This window comes from Aquimarina spinulae, from assembly GCF_943373825.1.
GTDB lineage: Bacteria > Bacteroidota > Bacteroidia > Flavobacteriales > Flavobacteriaceae > Aquimarina > Aquimarina spinulae.
In genome coordinates this window covers 259,672-283,005 of the sequence record NZ_CALSBP010000003.1, presented here as the reverse complement: position 1 = coordinate 283,005, position 23,334 = coordinate 259,672, and the positions used below count along the sequence as shown (strand labels likewise).

Genomic DNA, 23,334 nt, shown 5'->3' with positions numbered 1-23,334 from the left:
TTACTATGAAAATCCAATCACTAGATACCAGAAAAAAAAATATTCTTATTCATGTTTCAGTATTGTCTAGTATCATTTTATTAGCTGTACTAGGTTTTGTTATTTCTGATAAAAATACATTTACTCTATCTTTCTTAACCAATTATTTTCTTCAAGCTGCTTCGAGTATCCTTTTATTAATAGCTCCTCCTATTTATTTTAATGTATATTGGATTATACCTAGGTATTTAGTGAAAAAACGATATTTCATTTATGTTATATTACTTCTTATCGTAATCATTGGTTGGGGATGTATTATAGGATATGGCGAACCCTTAATGGATCACTATTGGTTTAATGAACCATACCAGGAAATGGAACCAGAAAAAGGGATTACAGGTATGAGTGTTATTATACTGATTTCTACATTATTAAACTTATCCTATCGATGGTTTATTCAACTCTCTAAAATAAATCAAATCGAAAATGATCGTCTTCATTTAGAATTGTCATTACTAAAGAATCAAATCAATCCGCATTTCTTCTTTAATACATTAAATAACTTGTATGCACTTTCTCTTGAAAAATCTGATAAAACACCATCATTAATTTTGAAATTGTCTGAAATAATGCGTTATACAATCTATGATTGCAAAGAACCCAGAGTATCTATTGGTGGAGAAGTAACATATTTAGAAAATTTTATTGAACTGCAAAAAATGAGGCATCATAACCGTGGAATTATTACTTTCGAAAAGAAGGTAGATAACGAGACAAAACAAATCGCACCTATGATCTTAATTGTATTTTTAGAAAATGCATTTAAACATGGTTTTGATCTCATGGAAAAAAATGCATTTATAAACTTTAAACTACAAACAACAGAAAAATTAGCACATCTGTATATTGAAAATAATTTTAGTGATACAGAAAATGGAGATGATGGAGGGATTGGTCTTGAAAATGTAAAAAGAAGATTATCTTTAATTTATCCAAATGCACATGAACTAAAAATTAGTAAAAAAGGTACTGTTTTTACTGTTGATTTAAAACTAAATCTAGAATGAACTGCATAACAATAGATGACGAACCTTTGGCACATAAAGTGATAAAAAACTATTGTGCCAACCTTTCATTTTTAAATGTTGTAAAAGAATGTTATTCGGCATTTGAAGCTATGAATTATTTAAATGACAATCAGGTAGATTTAATTTTTTTAGATATCAATATGCCCAAGCTTAAAGGATTGGATTTCTTACGTACCCTAAGTAATCCTCCTTTAATTATTGTAACTACAGCGTATCAAGAATATGCTATTGAAGGTTATGAACTAAACATTCTGGATTATCTCTTAAAACCTTTTAGTTTTGAGCGGTTTTTAAAAGCTATAAATAAAGCCCAGAGTCAAAAGAAAATGATAGATAGTTTGCAGAATGGAACAGAAAATCAAGTTTCCTCAAATCCAAAAAACACTGTAAATCAAAATGATAGTATTTTTATAAAAGGAGACAAAAAAGTGCATCAAATTCAATTAAACAGTATTTTATATCTAGAAAGTTTAGGAAGTTATGTCAAAATACATCTGGAAAATGAAACCATTACATCATTAGACAGGTTAACCAATTTTGAAAACACTTTACCAAAAAATCAATTTTTAAGAATACATCGTTCCTATATAATCGCTCTTAAAAAAATACAAACTATTGAAGGTAATCGTTTAAAAATAACAGGAATCGATATTCCTATCGGTAATGTTTATAAACATAACTTAACCAATGCTATTAAAAAATAGTATTAGTATTAAAAGATGATGTTTCTTCTTCTTACCTTTTCTATTTAATTGTATTAATAACGCTACCACAAGTTAGCATTGCGTCACCAAAATAAGGGTTACGAATTTCTTTTTCCTTACTTATCCAAATAGCTCCTTTATTGGTATTCGCCATTGGGCATTTTTGTACATACATTGCTGTATTTAATTCAGTAAAGTTGGATATTAACGCTACTATATTCTCATTCAATGATACAAAATAGGTTCTTTGTTTTTCTAATTCTTCGGCATTAGCAAGATGGTCTAATATACTAATACTCTTAGTAAGATAAGTTTTTTCTACCTTATTCAGGTTTGAAGCTTTAATTGCTTTTAAGATTTTGTTTGTTGCTTTCGCAGAAATAGAAACCTGAGAAGCATTAGAATCCACAAATGCATCTTTCATTTGTAAATATGGTATAAAGGCTGGTGAAAAATCTTTCTGAAATGACTTTGATACTTCCATTTGCATTCCCATATGTCCTTCATGACCAGTCATAGTCTTCCCTCCTTCTTTGTTCATCATTGATTTTTTACCCTGTAATTGTGCAGCTGCATCAACAGTAAATGCTCCATTAGTTACGATCTCATCACCATTATCCAGTCCATTCAGAATTATATATGTATTTCCTGTAGCATTTCCCAATACTACTTCTCTCATTTCAAAAATGGGTTCTTTAGCACTTGTTTTTATATATACCACAGAGCGCTCACCTGTCCATAACACAGCACTTGCCGGAACAATAAGTTGTTCTGTAGTCTTATTTTTACTTGCAACACTACCGGTTATAAACATTCCTGGTTTAAAAAGGTGGTCACGGTTATTAAGATTAGTTCTTATAGTAACTGTTCGCGTTTTAGTATTTAAAGTCGGGTCTATAAAAGAAATTGTGCCTTCAAATTTTTTGTCGGGATAGGCTGTAGTAGTAATATTGATTTGCTGTCCTTTTTTAAATTGTGCAATTTGGTTTTCATACACATCAAATTCTGCCCATACTGTACTAAGGTTGCTTACTTTTAAAATAGGCTGCCCTTGTTTTACATAATCTCCTTCCGCACGCATTACTTCTGAAACCGTACCCGAAACGGTTGCATAAACAGGAAAGTTTTCCTGAACTTTACCAGAAGACTCTATAGCTTTGATTTGATTGTCTGAAAGTTTCCATAACTTTAATTTATTACGAACAGCTTTATATAGTATTGGTTGAGATTCTTTAAGTGATACTGCAGTAATAAGTTCTTGTTGTGCAGCGACTAGGTTTGGGGCATATATAGTTGCTAATTTTTGCCCTTTTCTAACTTCTTGTCCTTTATAATTAACATTCAACCGTTCGATTCTACCATCAAAATAACTGGCCTGTACTGCATTTGCCTCTTCATTTTCCATTATTTTCCCAGATAACATAACCCTATTTTTATCACTTGTTGTTAGGTCACCAATACTAGTAGTTTGGATATTTGCTAATGCCATAGCATTCTCGGTCATTTTAAATTGATCGGCAGATAGGCCATCTGTTTTGGTTCCTGCCGGAATTAGATCCATACCACATATTGGACAATCACCAGGTTCTGTCTGCATGATTTGAGGATGCATAGAGCAGGTCCACATTTGATTTGTTGTGACCTCTTCCTGATCAATATTGTGATTGTGTTTTGTAGAATTATTACTGCCAAAAATAAAGTAACCTCCTAATAGTCCCACAAGAACTGCTATACCCATATAAATGATGTTCCTATTCATGACGCTTATTTTTTTTTATTTTTCTAACCGTTGGCGAGGATACAAACCATAAAGTGAATCCACTTAATACTGTTATTAATCCTAATAGGGAGAAAGCCCTAAGAATAATTGTATTAAAATTATCTCTTCCTTCATAATCCATGGTATGAGTCATCCAGAGAAAATCAAACCAACGCCACGATCGATGCCTCACTCTTTGAAAGCTTCCATCTTTTATAGAGATGTATGCTTTTACATTTTGAGAGTGTTCATAAGAAACAACATAAGCTGGTAGTGGTCTTTCACGATATTCATGATGATTACCTACTTTTTCTATTTTTTCTATACCTATTATTTTTAATTCTGGTGACATATTCTTTTCTGCAATTTTTAAAGCTTCAGAAGTAGTAATTTCAGGTTTTGGCGCTCCGGTAGTTGCATTAAAAAGTTGCTTCTCATTTATCCAATAATATGGTTGCCCGGCTATTTCTCTAAGCTCTAATGATTGGATAGGTTCTCCTATTTCTTTTTGAGAAGGTTTCATCAAGTCATTAAAGGATATAACATCAATAGTTTCGTTTTTAAATTGATCTCCATGAATATCGTCGATATCTGTCCAACTAAAATATAAACCACTAACCGTCCATAGCAAAAACTGAATTCCTAAAAAAAGGCCTAAATACCTGTGTGCTTTTCTAATTTTTATTGCTGTTTGTCTTTTAACCATGTCTAATTAATATGTATTGTTTTTAATCGTAAAGCATTAGTTATTACTGATACAGAACTAAAACTCATTGCCAGAGCCGCAATCATAGGAGATAACAGAATACCGAAAAAAGGAAAAAGTACTCCAGCAGCTATAGGTACCCCTAATGCGTTGTAAATAAGTGCGAAGAAAAGATTTTGCTTGATATTCTTCATTACTTTATCACTTAATATTTTTGCTTTTACAATACCTTGTAAATCTCCTTTTACCAAAGTAATAGTTGCACTCTCTATTGCTACATCGGTACCTGTACCCATTGCGATACCAACATCACTTTTTGCAAGAGCAGGAGCATCATTAATGCCATCTCCAGCCATTGCAACCACCCTGCCACTATGCTGTAATTTTTCGACTTCACCCAGTTTATCTTCTGGCAACATCTCTGCCTTAAAATTTGTGAGATGAAGTTCATTAGCTACTGCATGGGCTGTATTATAATTGTCACCAGTAAGCATAATAACTTCAATTCCTCTATCCTGTAATTGTTTAATAGCTTTACTACTGGTTTCTTTGATTTTATCTCCTATAACTATATAACCTGCTATATCTTGGCCAATAGATAAATACGACACTGTTTTTCCTTTTTTCTGATAAGATTCAGCTTGTTTTTTAAATTCATCTGAAATGGGCACATTCGCATATTCTAACATTTTTTCATTACCCAATATCACTTTTAGATTTGAAATACTTCCTTCTACTCCTTTTCCTGTTACTGCTTTAAATTCACTTACATCTACTAATTTGATATGTTGTTCTTTTCCATATTTCACCGTTGCCTGAGCTAATGGATGTTCGCTTAAATTATTAAGAGAAATGATATATTGAAGAATTTCTTCTTTACCAAATCGATCTCCAAAAGGCACTACGTCTTCGACAGTAGGTTTTCCTTCAGTTATGGTTCCTGTTTTGTCTACAATAAGCGTATCAACTTTGTTCATGGTTTCGAGTGCTTCTGCCTTTTTAATAAGCACACCGTTTTGAGCTCCTTTTCCAACTCCGACCATTACAGACATAGGTGTAGCCAACCCTAAGGCACACGGACAGGCGATTATGAGTACAGCAATCGCATTTACAAATGCATAAACATAGGCCGGATCGGGGCCATAAAATACCCAAACGGTAAAAGTAATTAGTGCTATAATAACCACTATAGGAACAAAATATCCCGAAACAATATCTGCCAGTTTTTGAATTGGTGCACGACTACGGCTTGCATCATTTACCATTTGTATAATCTTTGACAAAAGAGTTTCGGATCCCACTTTTTCTGCTTTCAATAAAAAAGAATGATTTCCATTAATTGTACCGCTACTTACCTTATCGCCTTCAATCTTATCTACTGGTATTGGTTCGCCCGTAATCATTGATTCGTCTACAGATGTTTGCCCCTGAAAGATTGATCCATCTACGGGTATTTTATCTCCAGGTTTTACACGTAGGATATCATTCAATTCTATCTGATCAATAGAAATTTCTTCTTCTTCACCTTCTATAACACGTATTGCTTTGTTAGGCACAAGCTTTAATAACTCTTTAATCGCAGAATTTGTTTTGCTATGTGCTCGTGACTCTAATACTTGCCCCATAAGCACAAGTGTTAAGATAACAGTAGTTGCTTCAAAATAAACGTGTACTGTTCCTGATTCTGTTTTAAATTGATCTGGAAAAAAATTGGGAAAAAGTATTGCTAAAATACTAAACAACCATGCAACACCTGCCCCAACACCAATAAGAGTAAACATATTGAGGTTCCATATTTTAATAGAACGTAAAGCACGTTCAAAAAACATCCAGGTAGCATAAAACACTACAGGAACAGAAAGTACAAATTGAATCCAGTTCCAATATTTTAACTCTAAAATATCATTAAGTGGATTACTCGAAAACATATCTGACATCGCTATTATAAAAATAGGAACCGTAAATAGTACAGCTATCCAGAATTTCTTTAGTAATTTTTTATAATTCTTCTCTTCTTCAGAAATATCTGGTTGTAATACTACTAGATCCATACCACAAATAGAACAGGATCCCGGAGCATCTTTAATTACTTCTGGATGCATCGGACAGCTATATTGTTCTGTAGTAATGACATGTAAAGTTACTTCTTCAACCAAATCCATCCCACACACGGGACAATCCTGTAATGTATTGTATGTCTTATCTCCTTCGCAATGCATAGGGCAATAAAAAATACCCGTACTTTTTCCTTTGGGTTTTGCCTGTTTTGGTTTATCATCGTGATCTTCCATCCCAGGAAGGTAAATTCCATAACGTCCCCCTTCTCTTGCTAATCTTTCTTGAAAAACAGTTAAAGAAATGTGCTCTTCTGTCTCAATAATTGCTTCTGCTTTCTCAAGATCAACAGACGCACTGATCACACCATCCATAGTATCGAGTATATGCTCTACATGACCCCTACAGCCATTACAAGTCATTCCTGATATTTTATATATGTGTTTCATCTGTTATATTTATCGTTGTTTGATCCCCAAAATTATTGAGTTCACATCTCTTTTTATTTGACAATTATGGTTTCTTCTTATACAATTTGGTCTAATGGTTGACGATCCCAGGATTGTAGGCTTTTAAAGCTACTCATAGACATCCCGGTAATCGTTTTAAATTGTTTTGCCAAATGACTTCCACTTTTATAATTCAATGCATATGCTATTTCAGAAAAACTTAAATTTCCCATTTGAATATATTCCTTCGCTTTTTCAATTTTAAGACGAATAAAATATTTTTCTATAGTTAATCCCTCGTTATTACTAAACAATTTACTTATCACAGAATAGTCCTTATGTATATGTTTTGAAATAAGATCAGATAGGTTTTTATTTAACATGTTTTCTTTTGACAATTCACTTATCAAACAAGATTTCACTTGTTCGACAATAAAAGCTATTTCATCATCTATAATCTCGAAACCATTACGGGTAATGATCTCATTTACTTTTTGAAAAATAGTGCTATCGATATTGCTAAAAACGATCTCTCCCAATTCTATTGTTTCAACAGGAATTTTGGCATTTTCAAACTCTTGTTGCAATACGGTTTTACACCGATTACAGACCATATTTTTAATTAAAATTTTCTTCATCTGTTAATATTATTGTTTTAGAGATCAGATGGAATAGCCAGTATACTTATTTTATAGTTTTGGCAACATTACCACATTTTAACATACGATCTCCAAAATATGGATTTCTAATTTCTTTTTCTTTAGACAACCAATATGCGCCTGTATTATCAAATGCCATTGGGCAATATTGCTTATAAACTTCTCCCGATGATAATGCTCCGCTAAGCATGGTTTCCATTTGAGTAGTAACTTCTGTAAACGCTTTTCTTTGTGCCTCGATGTCATCTGTATTAAATATTGACTCAACAGTCATTTTAAACACTGCATTCTCTGTTACTTTGGCAAGCATTTGAGCTCCTGCTTTTGCTTCATTAGCATCTGTGTTTACCAAAGCTGTTTTAATATGAATATAATGCTGAAAAGCTTCTGCTGTCTTTGCATCTGTAAACTGAACCCCCTTTGTTTGTTCTACATCATGACTACTATGATCTTCGTTATGCCCCATCTCAGAATGATGATCTTGTTTCTCTTCTGTTTTAGATGTATTATTCTCTTTGCAAGATAATATTGTTAATGCTAGTATTGCTACCAAAATTATTCTTATATCATAAATTTTTAAGTTTCTCATTTTGTTTACTTTTTTAAATAGTATTGTTTTTTAATTTGTTAAATAATTGATAATTGCAGCTTCTGTATAGTATAATTGTATGCTCTCTATTTGATTTAGCTGAAATTTAAGCTGTAGTTCCTGGATGTCTAACACATCATTAAAGTCTATGGTTCCTGTTTCATAGCTTTTTATTAATATTTCTTCTGCATTTTTAGCTTGTTTTAAATTTTCTTTCTGAGTATTGTATTTGATTCTTGCAGTATTTCTATTCGAAATAGCCTTTCCTAAAATCGTTTCCATTCGATTTAACCGTTCTTCTTTTTGTGCTGTAATTTCTTGCTGACGTAATTCGTTTTGACGAGTTCGGGAATCATGACGTTTATTAAATATTGGTATAGAAAAAGATACCATAGGCATTATAATATCTTTACCATTATCACTTATAGTAGCATCATTTCTTTCTGAAACTGGTATATAGTCAAGTCCAAAGCCAATTTGTGGAGCCTTTTCTTTTCGATTAAGTAATTCTGATTGTTTTATGCTTTCATATATCTTATCATATTTAAGTAATTCTGGATTAAGTTGTAAATTTTCATTATTGGTAATAGGGTCTTCTAGCGGTATGTTCATGTCACTGGGAGCAACTATATCAATATCAGAATCCCGATTGAGTAAAGCATTAAAAGCTATTTGCTCTGCTAAAAAACTTTCTTTAAGTACCGCTTTATACTGTTCTAATTCATTTTGACGAATTTGTAGCCTTAGTACATCAACTGCAGAGGCTTTACCAACTTCAACAGATGTTAGCGCCAGCTTCTCGTATGTTTGCAACAGTAGAATATTATCTTCGAGGGTTTTTTGTTTGTTTTGTATTGCGAACAATTTATAATACGATTGAGAAATTGAAAGCGCTAATTTTCTTTTCATTATTACAATATCCACATATTCTGTCTCTGCCATAGCAGTAGAATAATTCTCTCTTGCTGTGATTGTTCCAAACCATGGTAGCTTTTGTTGAATCGAAAATTTTGCACGTTGTGCCCCTGTACGTGTTTCGGGTTCACTTACAAAGTATCCTATACCAAACTGTGTGTTAGGTATCGTATTTACTTCTTTTATTTTTTCTTTTGCAACAGCATAATGCAATTCAAAAGACTGAATTTTAGCACTATTACGCCATCCTTCTTGAATATAAGATTCAAGTTGTTGAGCATATGCAAAAACTGAAATAAAAAGAAATCCTATTATGAAATTTAAATGCTTCATTTACTCCTTTTTTTAAGTTGAACTTCTTTTTTCCAGCCAAATAATACGGGTACAACAAACAATGTTATAAGGGCAATCCCCATTCCTCCAAATGAAGGAATCGCCATGGGTATCATGATATCACTTCCACGACCAGTGGATGTTAATATTGGTAATAATGCAAGAATTGTAGTCGCAGTTGTCATTAGGCAAGGACGAATTCTCTTCTCTCCTGCTTCGATCACAGATGTTCTAATATCATCAAGAGATTTTGGTTTATTTTTATCAAAAGTCTGTTTAAGATAAGTTGCCATTACTACTCCATCATCTGTAGCGATACCAAAAAGCGCTATGAAGCCGACCCATACTGCAACACTTAGATTGATTGTGTGAACCTGAAACAGGTCTCGTAAGTTTTTATCAAAGAAATTAATATTTAAAAACCAATCTTGACCATATAACCAGATCATTAAAAATCCACCAGCAAAAGCTACTGCAATACCTGTAAACACTATTAACGAAGTAGTTATTGAGCGAAATTGGAAATAGAGGATCAAAAAGATAATAACCAAAGCTAATGGTACTACAATCGATAATGTCTTTTCTGCTCTCAATTGGTTTTCATAAGTACCCGTAAATTGATAGGTAATTCCTTTTGGAACAATCAGTTCATTATTATCAATCTTAGTTTTTATTAGATTTTGCGAACTTTTAACCACATTTACTTCTGCAAAACCATCTTTTTTATCAAATAAAACATAACCCACTAGAAATGTATCTTCACTTTTTATCACTTGTGGTCCCTGTTCATAACGAATATCTACCAATTCACTTAACGGTATCGTACTTCCTTTGTTTAAGGGAACGTAAATAGTTGCAAGATCTGTCGGGTTGGCCCGAAGTTCTCTAGGGTAGCGTACTCGTACTCCATAACGTTCTCTACCTTCGACTGTTTGTGTAAGGGAGATCCCTCCTACTGCAACTTCCAGAATTTGCTGAACCTGTTCTACAGATACTCCATAACGAACCAGTTGTTCTCTATCGATATCTATAATTAGATAAGGTTTCCCAACAATACGATCTGCAAAAACAGCTTCATCTTTTACACCATTTACCTCTTTTAATATTTCTTCTAATTGGATTCCAAAAGCTTCAATTTGTTTTAAGTTTTGCCCTTTTACTTTAATACCCATTGGTGCACGCATTCCTGTTTGGAGCATTATCAATCGGGTTTCTATCGGTTGTAATTTTGGAGCAGAAGTCACTCCTGGTAATTTTGTGACGTTTATGATTTCACTCCAAATATCATCTGGACTCTTGATTTCTGGCCTCCAGTTACGGTAGAATTCACCGGTATTATCGGGAATAAGATTTTCTCTATTAATCGAGAAATATTTCTTTTTTGATACTTTACTGGTTTTATCAGTATTAGCATCATAGTTTTTATTGTCAATCAAATTACCATCTTTACTTATAAATAAACCGTCATCATTAACCTTATATCGTTGTCTCTTACCATTCTCATTAAGCATATACTCGGGTTTATACAAAATAATGTTCTCATACATTGATAATGGGGCAGGATCAAGAGAAGATTCTGTTCTTCCGGCTTTACCAACAACAGTTTTAATTTCGGGAATACTTGCTACCGCCATATCCAATTGCTGTAATATCCTTTTATTTTCTGAGACTCCAGCATGTGATAATGTGGTTGGCATCAATAGGAAAGATCCTTCATTTAATGAAGGCATAAATTCTTTTCCAATATTTTTCATGATTAAAAAACCAAAAACAACAATAATGGTGGGTAGAGATAAGAATAGTAATTTATTGTTCAACGCCCATCGCAATATTCTGGTATAGTATTTTCTAAACAGCGTAAAAGTACCTAACAATCCAAAGCAAATGATTCCTACAAAAATGAGGTTAACAAACATACTTTTATCAACTCCTAGAGGCCTCCAATACTCGGATAGTAAAAACACTATAGTTATTATCGCTATACTAATATTTGTTAATTTAATGTGGTTTTGTGAAACCACACCTCTTAAGCCAAGAATAGCTGTTATTGCGAAAGCTATCAAAATGATGCCTAACCATATACCATTAAAAATTACTATACCTCCTAATACAATTAAAATACCGTTGATTATATAACTTATTGAAGTTTTTATATTTTTCTTTTTGAATAGAAAAGCGGCAAATGGAGGAATGAAGAACAAAGCTACTATGATTGATGCTGTAAGTGCCATTGTTTTGGTAAATGCTAATGGTCTAAATAGTTTTCCTTCTGCGCCGATCATCGTGAATACAGGAATAAAACTAATTATAGTCGTTAGTACTGCTGTTAATATCGCTCCAGAAATTTCTGCTGTAGCATTATACACTACTGTATTTACTGGTAAGTGATTTTTATTATCATCCAGATGCCTTATAATATTTTCTGAAAGTATCACTCCCATATCTACCATAGTACCAATGGCAATGGCAATACCGGATAAAGCAACGATATTGGCATCAACTCCAAACAATTTCATCGCTATAAAAACCATTAAAATGGCTACTGGTAAGAGCCCTGAAATAAGAATTGAAGCTCTAAGATTAAATACCATAATAATGACAACAAGAAAGGTTATCAAAATTTCTAAGGTAAGAGCATCGTTAAGTGTACCTATTGTTTCATGAATAAGTTCGGTTCGATCATAAAAAGGAACTATGGTTAATTGCGAGGTACGACCATCTTTTAATTGTTTGGATGGTAATCCGGTACCGAGTTCGCCAATTTTATCTTTTACATTATTGATAACCTCTAATGGGTTTGCTCCGTAACGTGCAACAACAACACCTCCTACTACTTCTGCACCTTCTTTATCCAGAATACCTCTTCTGGCTTCTGGCCCCAAACTAACACTGGCAATATCTTTAATACGAATTGAGGTAAATTCTTCTGATGTCACTACGGCGTTTTCTATATCGGCAATAGATTTTATGTATCCTAAACCACGAATAAGATATTCTGCCTGGTTAATTTCTATAGTTTGCGCACCAATATCCCGATTTGATTGTTTAACTGCATTAACAATTTGCTGTAAACTAATGTTATACTGGCGCATTAACTCTGGATGTACATCTACTTGGTATTCTTGTACGAATCCACCGATAGAGGCCACCTCTGATACACCACCTGCAGATGATAATGCATATTTCACATAATAATCCTGGATACTTCTTAGTTCTTGTAAATCCCAACCACCAGTTACATTTCCGTTTTCATCACGTCCTTCTAAAGTATACCAAAAAATCTGTCCTAATCCGGTTGCATCCGGTCCTAAACCAGGGCTTACTCCATTTGGCAATAACCCTGATGGCAGAGAGTTTAGTTTTTCCAGAATACGACTCCTACTCCAATAAAATTCTACATCTTCTTCAAAAATGATATAAATACTAGAAAATCCAAACATCGAAGAGCTACGAATGGTCTTTACTCCAGGAACTCCTAAAAGTGAAGTCGTTAAGGGATATGTAATCTGGTTCTCGATATCCTGTGGTGACCGTCCTTGCCATTTTGTAAACACAATTTGCTGGTTTTCGCCAATATCTGGTATGGCATCGACTGCTACAGGGTCACTAGGTAATATTCTGGTTTGCCAACCAAATGGAGCATGTACTACGCCCCACCCTACAAAGAGAGCTACCATAAGGACTGCAACCAATTTATTCTCGATAAGAAATTTGATGCTTTTGTTTAGCATATACTTTGATTATTTGATAATTAGAAAAAGACGTTGTCTTAGAATTATAAACAACAACTCCAACCCAGATGAATCCTCATTGGGCATAATTTTAATTATCTAATAAATCAAATAAGAAAAGTTTCGTTAATCACATGAATATCTTTGACTAAAAAAGGAGGTGGATATTCTTTAAAAGGGATAACATTATTCTCAAGTCCCTCGAAAAGGTTTATATATGAGTAATAAAAAATTGCAACAAAAGCCTGTTGCTCTAAAGTGATTTTATCAAATGAATTTTGAAGTTCATCCTGTCCATCAAAAGTAAGTTGTTTATCTGTACAACAGCTTTTTTTGGCCATTATCGAACATGCAATGGAATTAGAAACTTGTTGGTCCATTCCACAAGTTTTTGCCTCTTTAAACAAGGCAACATCTACTAAAGTGTTTCCACAATAATGCATATCTACTGTAAACGATATAGTAGATACGAATACTACCATCGCCATTAAAACAGCTAATATTTTATGGGTTAACTTTTTCATTTGTGTAGCAAATCTACAAAAAATAGATCTAACGAATTTTGTTTAACAGAAGTTTAATCTTTTAGTTTAAAAAAATAAAGCTTAAATATTTAACACATCAAAAGACTTTTCCGTAATAATTTAGGTCGATTATTTCGCCTTTTGTTGTCTTGTAACTGTATTTTTTAATTCCTGAATGGCCTTCATTTTATTTTTTAATAATATTATAGAAAGATGTTCTATACGTTTTTCCGATAGGAATAGCTTCTTTTTCTATGTGTACAAGGTTCCCTTCTATTTTGTCAATTTTTCTAAAATTAATGAGGTAAGATCTATGAATCCTTATAAAACCATCATCTTTAAGTTTGTATTCCCAGTTACTTAAACTATCCTGAACTAGCAATTTCTTTTCGTTATAATATATATAGACATAATCGGCTTCTGATTTGATATAATTAATATCAGTTTTGATTATTTTATAGAAGGTTTTATCTGTATATACAAATAGTTCTTTTTCATTATGAATCGTATTTTTATCTGTAAGGGTATTCTGTATTCGCATTACAGATTTTAAAAATCTATGATAAGAAAAAGGTTTGAGTAGGTAATCTTCTACGGCTTCTTCAAAAGCATCAATTGCATAATCTCTGTAGGCAGTTGTAATAATAACTTTTGGTTTTATATCTAAACTTTTTAAGAAATCTAAACCATTAGCTCCGGGCAATTGTATATCCAATAATATGAAATCTACTTCATTAAGGACATATAAAGGTAATTCTGAAACCGATTCGAAAACGCCAATACACTCGATATCTGAGGACTGCTCTATATATTTAATCAATAATTGCTGTGCAGGCAGTTCATCTTCTATAATGATGCATTTCATTTTAGATCAATTTTTAAATTCACCTTAAAAGTATCTTCTAATGACTCGATTGTAAGCGTATGTTTATTTGGATACAATAAAGTTAATCTCTTTTTTACATTTTCTATACCAATCCCACTATCTTTCCATACTTCTGATTGTTTTGAAGAATACTTGGGATCATATCGATTTTCTACCCATAAATTGAGTACATCATTTGCTAGTTTCACATCAATACTAAGAGGTATTTTCTTTCCTTCTACCATACTTGAATACTTAAATGCATTTTCAATAAAAGGAATCATTAACAATGGTGGTATATCCTGTTTCGGATTATCTAAAGTATTAGAAAATTTAATGTCATTTTTTTTTCCTAGTCGGGCTTTTTGCAATTCTATATATCCATTAATAAATTCTATCTCTTGTAGTAAAGGTACATTTGGTTTTTCTCCTTCATGCATTAAATAATGTAAGCTATCAGAGAGTTTTAGAATTTTATCTGCCAACACTTCATCTTTAAGAATTGCATTAGAATACAACATGTTTAAAGTATTAAATAAAAAATGAGGATTCAACTGTGCTTTAAGACTCTTTAACTCTGCCTGAACTCGTTCTTGCTCTGTTTTTTCTAATATTTGATTACTTATGATATTTTTCTTAATCGTAAATATGGCCAGAAAAAAAGCGTTTATCAATAAATACTCTACTGTTTTATTAATAAAACAAAGTCTAAAATTGCATTGACAAGTTTTACCATTTAGGTAACAGTTTAAATATACTATACAAAGAAAGATTATTAAAAATACGATCAATACTCTTATACCTTTGTAATTTTTTACTAAGAAAAAATGAGCGATGTATACAGAAATTCCAATAAAAACAGTATTTAATACTGCTTCAGTAAAGTCAAAAGAAAACCTGTTATGATCTCCAAATTTAATAATGGGATAGGTAAAGTATAGTATCCAAAATAGGATATGTAACCCTATTTCAAAATATTTTATTTCGAACACTTTTTTCATACGCTTCTCGTAAATTTAATATTAATCAATGAGACCACTATTGTAGCGTCTTGATTTTTTATTTCGTTGTTTCACAGTTCCTCCGTCTATGCGATAAGAAAATGCTAAATGTACAACCCTAGAAATAGGTTTATACGCATAGTTTTGTGAAAATCCACTGCCAGAATTGATCCCTTCAAAACGTTGAGTGTTAAAAAGGTCTGTTACCCGTAAATTTAAACTTCCCTTATTTTTCAAGATCTTATGTCTGATTCCTAAATCTATTTTTTGGGTAGTCTCCTGGGTATAAAAAAATCCTTTTGAAGGACCATTATAACGCCAGGATACTACCATGTTCGTTTTTTGAGATATTTTGAATTGATTTTTAAGAGTTAGGTTATAGCTTCTATTAAAATTACGGGTAAAGCCAATTTGATCGTTTTTAAATTCTTCATAATTCCAATTAAAGTTTAAATCAGTATTTAACCAGTTATAGGGTTTTATGTGTATCGCCATTTCTATTCCATAAGCATTGGTAGCACCATTATTTACAGAAGTAAATACATTTATACCATCATCATTTACATAGTTGTTGGTGGTAATAATGTTTTCTTTAAGACGATAGGCAAAAGCTGGCGTTATTTTTAGGTTTTTCTTTTTAAATTGATAAGAAACATCAAAATTATTTGAAAATTCAGGCTCTAAAGCCTGATTTCCTTGACTAATCGAAAACTCATTAATCTGAAATGCAATAGGGTTTACCTGGCTTAAAGTAGGTCTGGATGTTCTTCTATTATATCCAAAAATAAATGTTTGATCTTCTTTTATTGTATAACTTAAATGCAATGAAGGAAACAAGTTTGTAAAGTCATTCTCTATGATTGTATTATCTGTTTTAAGATTTGCTTTTCTGGCAAATAACTCTCCCCTTACTCCTGCCTGAATATTTACCCCTTTCAAGCTATATTTGATTAATGTGTATGCAGCATATGTCGATTGTGTGTTTTCAAAACTTTCTTGTGATAAAGGAATATTATCTGCATCAAAAAAAGAGCGTGAATTATCGAGGTTTTGTCGATTCCAAAACGTTCCGGCTTCAATCTTAAATTTCTCGCTTAGCGCTCCCGAATAATCCATTGCCAGGCTTGTAATAAAAACATCATTATCAGTAGCATTATCGGTAATCCCAAGATTTGGTCTAAAATCACTTTTTAGAATATTTGCATTGTCGGATAACTGAATATCGATTTCAAGAAAATTTTCTCTCTCCTTAAAATAATGTCTATAATTACCATTGGCATTAAATGTTTTATGAGAATGACTCCCTAAAATATTTTGAAAAGTAGTGACATCATCCTGAATTATATTAGCCTTATTATCCAATATATGTCCGTTATCAGTATAATCTAAACCTAAAGAAAACTCATTATCATCATTTGGAAACCAGTCTATACCTCCATTAACTTTATATACATCTCCATTAAATTTAAAATCACTTAACTGTGTAAATGGTTGAATTCCTGATCGATTTTGGGTATTTTCATTTTCAAAGATATTCTTCTTGTAAGAACCACCAAATCTATAACTGGTTTTAGATCGCCCATAATTAATCCCACCATTTACACCATGACTTCCCAGAGAATTACCATTTAGACTTGTAGTAATTACAACCCCTTTACGCACTTTTTTATTGGTAATGATATTAATAATTCCGGTAAGGCCATTAGCTTGATATTTTGCAGATGGTGATGTTATTATTTCAATTTTATTAATTTCATCAGAAGGAATTTGTTGCAGTAACTCTGTTGTACTTAATGGCGAAGGTTTACCATTAACCAGTACATTTACATTTTGACTTCCTCTCAGGCTTATATTTCCATTTTGATCTGCCTGTACCTCGGATAATTGACTTAATACTGTTGCTGCATCTCCCCCACCAGATAATACATCTTTTCCTACATGCACTACTTTTTTATCGATTAATTGTTTTACGGTAGTTTCTTCTGCTACTAATGTTACTTCATCCAGAGCTGTTGCCTCTGTTTTCATCGTAATATCCAATGTTGTATTTTTATCAATTACCACAGAGGATTTGTACGTTTCATATCCTATAAAACTTGCTTCTACATCATATTTTCCACTTTGATAATCTATACTGTAAATACCATTATCATCGGTTGTTACTCCTTCTAAAAATTCTCCTTTTTGGTTTTTTAAAATTACAGTTGCATAAGGTATTGGCTCATTAGTATCTATATCAATAATTTCACCTTTCAAGGATTGAGAGAAAGAGTTGAGAAAAGACAATAATAGAATAATAATGATAGTAATTAATCGGGCCATTACTTTTTATTTTTTTGTTATGGCTCAAAACTACAACCAGATACTAGCACTAGTAATTAAAATCTATGAATGGCTTTAGTTTGTCTATGAATGTCGTTTAAAGAATATTCGTTTTCTAATTAAAAAAACGGGAGGGTTGTACGTTCCTCCCGTATTATAAAATTTAGATATTAGCATCATTTCAAACTAACTATTACCTTAGTTAGCTTCATTTATTATAGATTAACTAAAATGAGACCTCTTGATAGCTAAAACTAAACACTCCAAAAAAACCTAATGCTTTTCTATCTGTTGTTATATTTCTAATATTCCCTACTAAATTAATAGGAGGTTTTGAAAATACTAAAAAGGGTTCTGTGGTTTCTGGATCTCCAAAATCTACTTGATTATCGTATTGTTCGTGAGCGGCTACATAATACTCATAGGTGTGAAAATTTAAATTTGAAAGACTCACTCCTAAAATATCCCCACCACTAGTAAAGGTTTCTATATATGCATTTTCATTTCCATTAAAAAGAACATCATTAGATAGTTCGAATACTTCGGAAATAAGGTTTCCATTACTATAAAAGGTAAAGTGTACCTGATAAAAATTAGTTTCATTTCCTGGGTCACTAAAAATCACTCTTGGATAGCCATTTACTTTACTTATAGTTTTTATTTGCACAGGTTCTTTTAATGGTTCATGAACAGACTCATAAGTAGTCCCATCAGCAAGTGTAACTTCAATCCAATATTTGTTTCCGATAAGACCAATCACTGCATCTGTACTTAAGTATACTCCTTCAGACACTCGAAAATCATCAGTAACAAGTCTAACTGTACCATCAGGATCTTCTGTGTATAGAAATACAGAAGCATCATTAATAGGGTCCAGTGTAGTAGTATTAACTGGTACTGTTTTTTGAATTGTAATTTTTATATTATCTGTGTTATTAATAAGGTACCCATAGATAAAAACTTGTGGTTCAAACTCTCCCTCTAATGGTGTTTCTTTAAGACAACTTAACACAGGTATAAAACAAAGGCTAATTAGTATAATTCGATATAATGGTTTCATAGTCTTAAAATTTAAAATTGTACGTGATAAAAGGTACAGGTGCACCAATTAGATAAAAATCATAGGATCTTAATCGATTATTTTTAAATATCGAGAAAGATGAAAAAGCATTTTTACGGGCATACAGATTATAGAGCCCAAAAGACCAACTACCCTTCCATTTTTTATTAGGTCTTTTTGGAGTGTATGTAAATGAAATATCCATTCTATGCGTACTGGGTAACCTATATGCATTTCTATCTGAATAGGTTAAATACGGATTGTTATCAAAAATAAATCGCCCTGTAGGTTTTGTTACAGGTCTTCCCGATTGGTATGTAAAGAACAGTCCTACATTCCACTTTGTCCCTAATTCATAATCGGTAGTTATATTAAAAACATGTGGTCGATCATAATTTGATGGGTAGTATCTACTGTCATTAATATTATCTGAAGGAAAAATACTGGTTGTTTTTCTTCTAGTAACAGCATAGGTATAATTAATACTTCCTCTTAATTTTCCTGTATTTTTATAAGCTCCAAATTCTGTTCCGTAAGAATACCCTTTTGCAGGTAATAATTGTGTTTCTATATTTTCATTTAATAATAGGTTTGCCCCATTTTTATACTCTACTATATTTTTGAAAGTTTTATAATATCCTTCGACAGTAAAATTATAGCGTTTGTTCGGTGTATCATACGCATACCCGCCAGAAATCTGATGTACTTCTAAAGGTTTTATATGTGTTCCCGATAGTTTCCATACATCGAAAGGAAAAGCTGCCGTTGTGTTTGATATGTAATGAATGTATTGAAACATCCTATTGTACCCTAACTTTAATGCTTTATTATTTTTTAAATTATATTTTAATGAAACTCGAGGTTCAAAACCATTATAACTCTTAATAAGTTTTCCTTTTTTATACTCACGAGTATCTATAATGGTAGTTACATTTTGCGGAACCCCAGGACTGTACACTGCAACTTTATTATAGCCAAAATTACCAAACCAGGAATATCGCAATCCGGTACTAAATGAAAATCTGTTCCATTTTTTTTCATATTCTATATATGGTGCAACTTCTACTCCTTTTTCTGTTTCAAAATTTATAGTATTGATACCAATATCATCACTAGTAGCCTTTGCCGGAGTAAAACGATATAGTGTACCGTTTATTCCAAATCTCATTTTTGTACTAGGATTGAGGTAATAAGTAAAATCTGGTTTTACGATAAAGTTTTCTATAGAAGATTTCCATTTTATACTACTATTGGTATCTAGAGGTCCTCCATCAGTACTTTTTAAATTATAATTGTATTGGCTATATATTCCAGAAACGTTCATAAATAACTTGTTTGAGAATACGTGATTCCAACGTAATGTAGCTGTAGCATTTTTCCAACTAAAATCTGTTTTGTCATCAGGCTCTTTACCTTCTGGAATAACTTCTCCTTCAAAAAATAATTTCATAACATCGGCTCCAAAATAGCCTGACAAAAACAAGGTATTGTTTTTATTAATCTTCCAGCTAAGTTTAGAACTCAGGTCATAAAAGAAAACTTTTTGATCTTTTACTTGTCCTCCTATAATTGGAAAAAATACATCAAAGTAAGATCTACGACCAGAAATCAAAAAACTTAATTTTTCCTTTTTTATTGGTCCTTCTAGCGTAAGCCTCGAAAACAATAGTCCTAATCCTCCTTCTCCTTTAAAAGTTTTAGTATTTCCGTCCCGTTGTCTAATTTCTATAACAGAAGATGCTCTACCTCCAAATCGCGCAGGAATTCCTCCTTTATATAATTTCATTTCTTTAATAGCATCTGTATTAAATCCTGAAAACAACCCAAATACATGAGTCGGGTTATAAATTGGGGCTTCATCTAATAGCACTAGGTTTTGATCTATATTACCGCCTCTAACATTAATTCCCGAAGCGCCTTCTCCAATCGTATTTACACCAGGAAGTGTTAATAATGCTCTCATAATATCAGGTTCTCCCAAAAAAGCCGGTAATCGTTTAATTTCAGAACCCTTTAAAGTAGAAACACCAGATGCAATCGTATTCACCTGACTTTTATTTTCATTATTAGCAGTAATTGTTACTTCATCTAATTCATTAGAAGCTGGTTCTAGCTGTATATCGAGTTTTATATTCTTGGTTAATTCAATTTTTATCTCTTTTAGAGTATATCCTAAATATGAAATTTGAAAACTATAATTACCTTCTGGAAGTGTAATAGAATAAAAACCATATTCGTTGGTAGTAACTCCTTTATCGCTATCCTTTACATAGACACTAGCTCCAGGTAGCGTTTCACCTGTTGCGGCATCTTTCACTGTTCCACTTAGGGTATATTTATTTTTTTGTTGTGAATGATTAGAAAGTATAATAAAACTATTCTTTACCAGATATTTAATCGAGGTAGCTTGCAATAATTCATTAAGTGTTTTAGCTACATCTATGTCAACCACTTCAATATCAAGTTTTTGCAATACATTAATTTCATCATTATTATAAATAAAACTATATGAAGTTTGTTTCTCTATTTGTTTTAATATGGTTTCTAATTGAGTATTCTCGAGATTTAATGTAACCTTATCCTGAGAAAAGCCATTGATAGCCATGAGTTGTAAACAACCTAGTAGGTAAAGAGAAAAGGATAATTTCATTAATAAAATACTTTTTTTGCCAGGTTTTTTTACCTGCCAAGACAGAACGAACTGTTTTATTTTCATAAATTTGAATGTTGTTAATTATTACTGATTTCGCGATTAGAATAGTATTGACACATCGGTGGGAAAATGGCAGTTTTCCCACTTTTTTATTTTATTATCCACTCATTTGCTTTTGTATTATATTCATATTTAAAATCTTTTGAAGCTTTTAATACTTCCAGAATGTCATTAATTGGTAAATCTTGATTAAAGGATCCGGTAAATTTTGAATTGGATATTTGTGCGTTTTCAAAACGTATATTAACATTATGTTGAATTTTTAAATCATTAGCTATTTCCAAAAATGGTTTATTATTGAATTGTATTTTACCCGCTCTCCAGGCAATACTACTAACAGCATTATTGGATTTTGAAGTAAGTACGCGTCCATCATTCTTAAAAATCTTCACTTTATCATTTGGAAGCATTATGATGTTATTTTTTAAATACTCCTTAGAGCTCACTTCGACTTTACCGGTTAACAATACCGTTTCTGTAAATGTATTTTTTGCATACGATTTTACATTAAAACTTGTTCCCAAAGCTTTTACTATAACATGATCTGGCGTCTCTACAGTAAAAGGGTGTTCTTTGTCTTTTGCTACTTCAAAAAAAGCCTCACCATCTAAAAATAGTGTTCTTGGAGATTTTGGATTGTAAGACAGCTTACTTGAAGAATTTAACCAAACTACAGAACCATCAGGAAGATGTATTTGTTCATGATCACTATACGCAGTCTCAATACTTATAATATCATTTGGTATTGTTATTTGATAGGTATATACAGCAGTTGATACTAAAATCGCTACTACAGCTGCATACTTTATGATCATTTTCAAGCTAGATTTTTTTCTTTCTTTATTTTCTATCGAATTAAAAAATCTTTGTTTAGCAATATTTGTTTCTAAATCACTACTCTCTGGAGCTTCACCAGTGACCTTATAAACATTCTTCATTTTATTAAATAAATCCTCATTAAATTCATCAGAATTCATCCATTGTTCTACTCTTTCATTCGTAGCTGTATCTGCGCTTTTTGAGATATATCCCCAAATGTCTACTTCTGTTATTTGATCCTGTTCCATAATAAGGTATTTTACTATAAGACGTTTGCCATATAGTTACACCCTATCAAAAATTATAAATAATCTTGTAACCCTTGTCTAAATGCTATTAAAGCCTTAGAAATATGAAGTTCTACTGTTTTTACAGAAATATTTTTTTGTATAGCAATCTCCTGATAAGTAAATCCCTGATCTCTTGATAATCTAAATATTTCTATCGTTTTGGGAGGAAGTGAAGCATAAATACTATCTATTTTTTGTGACAGCTCCCATTTATTATCTATGTTTTCTTGTATATCCCGGTTTAGTGAATATAAATTGGTATGTTTTTTCCGGGTTTTATGTTTTCTAGTATGATCAATTATCTTATTCTTTAAAGTGACAATAAGAAATGATTCTATCGAACGATCATTTGATTGAACTTGCTCTATTTTTTCCCAAAGTTTAATAAACGTTTCTTGTACCAATTCTTGAGAAAGATCTCTTTCTTTAACCACCTTAAAAGAATAATTGAAGAGTTTTTTGTAATGTTTATCAAATAAAATTGAAAACCTCTTTTTCTTTGATGATCTCATTAATTTATCTTCCTCTTAGTATTTAGATCGTTAATAATATACATCTTCAGTATCAAAAAACTACACTTTGATAGATAGGGGCTAATATATAAATAATACCTAATTACTTACCTATACTCATTTTTATTGAGGGCATTATATCATTAAATAGCTTTATTACAAAACAATACAACATCATGTAATCATAAAACTATGTCTCTTTCTATTGATTTTTCATCAACACTTAAAGGACGTTCATCAAAATAAATAGCAAGATTTGGA

Annotated in this window: 17 protein-coding genes; 2 read left to right on the top strand and 15 right to left on the bottom strand. The window is 31.9% G+C overall.

All coding sequences use genetic code 11. The features are described from left to right. The first annotated feature begins 5 nt into the window (after window positions 1-5). Entirely contained in the window at window positions 6-1,046 is a 1,041-nt protein-coding gene (locus tag NNH57_RS23970; protein ID WP_108809249.1) for a sensor histidine kinase, read from the top strand. Further along, window positions 1,043-1,771: a LytR/AlgR family response regulator transcription factor gene (locus NNH57_RS23965; protein WP_074406236.1), complete on the top strand. Its 729-nt coding sequence runs from the start codon at window positions 1,043-1,045 to the stop codon at window positions 1,769-1,771. The genes NNH57_RS23970 and NNH57_RS23965 overlap by 4 nt, the downstream gene beginning before the upstream one ends. Window positions 1,772-1,811: 40 nt before the next feature. Here NNH57_RS23965 and NNH57_RS23960 read toward each other — a convergent pair whose 3' ends face one another. The 15 genes from NNH57_RS23960 to NNH57_RS23890 all read right to left on the bottom strand — a co-directional run bounded on the left by NNH57_RS23960 (window position 1,812) and on the right by NNH57_RS23890 (window position 23,073). Continuing rightward, window positions 1,812-3,530 carry an efflux RND transporter periplasmic adaptor subunit gene (locus NNH57_RS23960; RefSeq protein ID WP_108809250.1) on the bottom strand — a complete coding sequence of 573 codons (1,719 nt, stop codon included), beginning with the start codon at window positions 3,528-3,530 and terminating at the stop codon, window positions 1,812-1,814. Then, on the bottom strand, window positions 3,523-4,236 hold the full coding sequence (locus NNH57_RS23955) for a PepSY domain-containing protein (protein WP_074406238.1): 714 nt from the start codon (window positions 4,234-4,236) through the stop codon (window positions 3,523-3,525). Before NNH57_RS23955 ends, NNH57_RS23960 begins: the two co-directional genes overlap by 8 nt. 2 nt (window positions 4,237-4,238) lie before the next feature. Beyond that, window positions 4,239-6,740 (bottom strand): heavy metal translocating P-type ATPase, encoded by a 2,502-nt coding sequence (locus tag NNH57_RS23950; protein WP_108809251.1) that lies wholly within the window; start codon window positions 6,738-6,740, stop codon window positions 4,239-4,241. A gap of 77 nt (window positions 6,741-6,817) precedes the next feature. Continuing rightward, window positions 6,818-7,378, bottom strand: coding sequence for a helix-turn-helix domain-containing protein (locus tag NNH57_RS23945; RefSeq protein WP_074406240.1), 561 nt, complete (start codon window positions 7,376-7,378; stop codon window positions 6,818-6,820). Window positions 7,379-7,424: 46 nt separating this feature from the next. Next, entirely contained in the window at window positions 7,425-7,988 is a 564-nt protein-coding gene (locus tag NNH57_RS23940; protein ID WP_108809252.1) for a DUF3347 domain-containing protein, read from the bottom strand. 30 nt (window positions 7,989-8,018) lie between these two features. Beyond that, window positions 8,019-9,236 carry a TolC family protein gene (locus NNH57_RS23935; RefSeq protein ID WP_108809253.1) on the bottom strand — a complete coding sequence of 406 codons (1,218 nt, stop codon included), beginning with the start codon at window positions 9,234-9,236 and terminating at the stop codon, window positions 8,019-8,021. Then, on the bottom strand, window positions 9,233-12,967 hold the full coding sequence (locus NNH57_RS23930) for an efflux RND transporter permease subunit (protein ID WP_108809254.1): 3,735 nt from the start codon (window positions 12,965-12,967) through the stop codon (window positions 9,233-9,235). The genes NNH57_RS23935 and NNH57_RS23930 overlap by 4 nt, the downstream gene beginning before the upstream one ends. A 107-nt stretch (window positions 12,968-13,074) precedes the next feature. After that, window positions 13,075-13,491, bottom strand: coding sequence for an HYC_CC_PP family protein (locus NNH57_RS23925; RefSeq protein WP_074406244.1), 417 nt, complete (start codon window positions 13,489-13,491; stop codon window positions 13,075-13,077). A 187-nt stretch (window positions 13,492-13,678) separates the two neighbouring features. Further along, the gene (locus tag NNH57_RS23920) at window positions 13,679-14,356 is read right to left on the bottom strand and encodes a LytR/AlgR family response regulator transcription factor (RefSeq protein WP_074406245.1); all 678 of its coding nucleotides are present in this window, start codon (window positions 14,354-14,356) and stop codon (window positions 13,679-13,681) included. Continuing rightward, entirely contained in the window at window positions 14,353-15,357 is a 1,005-nt protein-coding gene (locus NNH57_RS23915) for a sensor histidine kinase (protein WP_108809255.1), read from the bottom strand. Before NNH57_RS23915 ends, NNH57_RS23920 begins: the two co-directional genes overlap by 4 nt. Before the next feature lie 21 nt (window positions 15,358-15,378). Further along, window positions 15,379-17,679: a TonB-dependent receptor gene (locus NNH57_RS23910; protein ID WP_108809256.1), complete on the bottom strand. Its 2,301-nt coding sequence runs from the start codon at window positions 17,677-17,679 to the stop codon at window positions 15,379-15,381. Between the two features lie 226 nt (window positions 17,680-17,905). Then, window positions 17,906-18,739, bottom strand: coding sequence for a DUF4249 family protein (locus NNH57_RS23905; protein WP_108809257.1), 834 nt, complete (start codon window positions 18,737-18,739; stop codon window positions 17,906-17,908). A 4-nt stretch (window positions 18,740-18,743) separates the two neighbouring features. Continuing rightward, window positions 18,744-21,389 carry a TonB-dependent receptor gene (locus tag NNH57_RS23900; RefSeq protein ID WP_165944063.1) on the bottom strand — a complete coding sequence of 882 codons (2,646 nt, stop codon included), beginning with the start codon at window positions 21,387-21,389 and terminating at the stop codon, window positions 18,744-18,746. 152 nt (window positions 21,390-21,541) lie between these two features. Further along, window positions 21,542-22,519, bottom strand: a complete 978-nt coding sequence (locus NNH57_RS23895) for a FecR family protein (RefSeq protein ID WP_108809258.1) — start codon at window positions 22,517-22,519, stop codon at window positions 21,542-21,544. A 53-nt stretch (window positions 22,520-22,572) separates the two neighbouring features. After that, the gene (locus tag NNH57_RS23890) at window positions 22,573-23,073 is read right to left on the bottom strand and encodes an RNA polymerase sigma factor (RefSeq protein ID WP_108809259.1); all 501 of its coding nucleotides are present in this window, start codon (window positions 23,071-23,073) and stop codon (window positions 22,573-22,575) included. Window positions 23,074-23,334: the final 261 nt, after the last annotated feature.

What these genes read in the sequence shown, in the direction of transcription:
- NNH57_RS23945 (WP_074406240.1), bottom strand. Translation starts at nt 7,378, where the DNA reads ATGAAGAAAATTTTAATTAAAAATATGGTCTGTAATCGGTGTAAAACC.
- NNH57_RS23910 (WP_108809256.1), bottom strand. Translation starts at nt 17,679, where the DNA reads ATGGCCCGATTAATTACTATCATTATTATTCTATTATTGTCTTTTCTC.
- NNH57_RS23960 (WP_108809250.1), bottom strand. Translation starts at nt 3,530, where the DNA reads ATGAATAGGAACATCATTTATATGGGTATAGCAGTTCTTGTGGGACTA.
- NNH57_RS23900 (WP_165944063.1), bottom strand. Translation starts at nt 21,389, where the DNA reads ATGAAATTATCCTTTTCTCTTTACCTACTAGGTTGTTTACAACTCATG.
- NNH57_RS23925 (WP_074406244.1), bottom strand. Translation starts at nt 13,491, where the DNA reads ATGAAAAAGTTAACCCATAAAATATTAGCTGTTTTAATGGCGATGGTA.
- NNH57_RS23940 (WP_108809252.1), bottom strand. Translation starts at nt 7,988, where the DNA reads ATGAGAAACTTAAAAATTTATGATATAAGAATAATTTTGGTAGCAATA.
- NNH57_RS23895 (WP_108809258.1), bottom strand. Translation starts at nt 22,519, where the DNA reads ATGGAACAGGATCAAATAACAGAAGTAGACATTTGGGGATATATCTCA.
- NNH57_RS23970 (WP_108809249.1), top strand. Translation starts at nt 6, where the DNA reads ATGAAAATCCAATCACTAGATACCAGAAAAAAAAATATTCTTATTCAT.
- NNH57_RS23920 (WP_074406245.1), bottom strand. Translation starts at nt 14,356, where the DNA reads ATGAAATGCATCATTATAGAAGATGAACTGCCTGCACAGCAATTATTG.
- NNH57_RS23930 (WP_108809254.1), bottom strand. Translation starts at nt 12,967, where the DNA reads ATGCTAAACAAAAGCATCAAATTTCTTATCGAGAATAAATTGGTTGCA.
- NNH57_RS23965 (WP_074406236.1), top strand. Translation starts at nt 1,043, where the DNA reads ATGAACTGCATAACAATAGATGACGAACCTTTGGCACATAAAGTGATA.
- NNH57_RS23955 (WP_074406238.1), bottom strand. Translation starts at nt 4,236, where the DNA reads ATGGTTAAAAGACAAACAGCAATAAAAATTAGAAAAGCACACAGGTAT.
- NNH57_RS23890 (WP_108809259.1), bottom strand. Translation starts at nt 23,073, where the DNA reads ATGAGATCATCAAAGAAAAAGAGGTTTTCAATTTTATTTGATAAACAT.
- NNH57_RS23935 (WP_108809253.1), bottom strand. Translation starts at nt 9,236, where the DNA reads ATGAAGCATTTAAATTTCATAATAGGATTTCTTTTTATTTCAGTTTTT.
- NNH57_RS23950 (WP_108809251.1), bottom strand. Translation starts at nt 6,740, where the DNA reads ATGAAACACATATATAAAATATCAGGAATGACTTGTAATGGCTGTAGG.
- NNH57_RS23915 (WP_108809255.1), bottom strand. Translation starts at nt 15,357, where the DNA reads ATGAAAAAAGTGTTCGAAATAAAATATTTTGAAATAGGGTTACATATC.
- NNH57_RS23905 (WP_108809257.1), bottom strand. Translation starts at nt 18,739, where the DNA reads ATGAAACCATTATATCGAATTATACTAATTAGCCTTTGTTTTATACCT.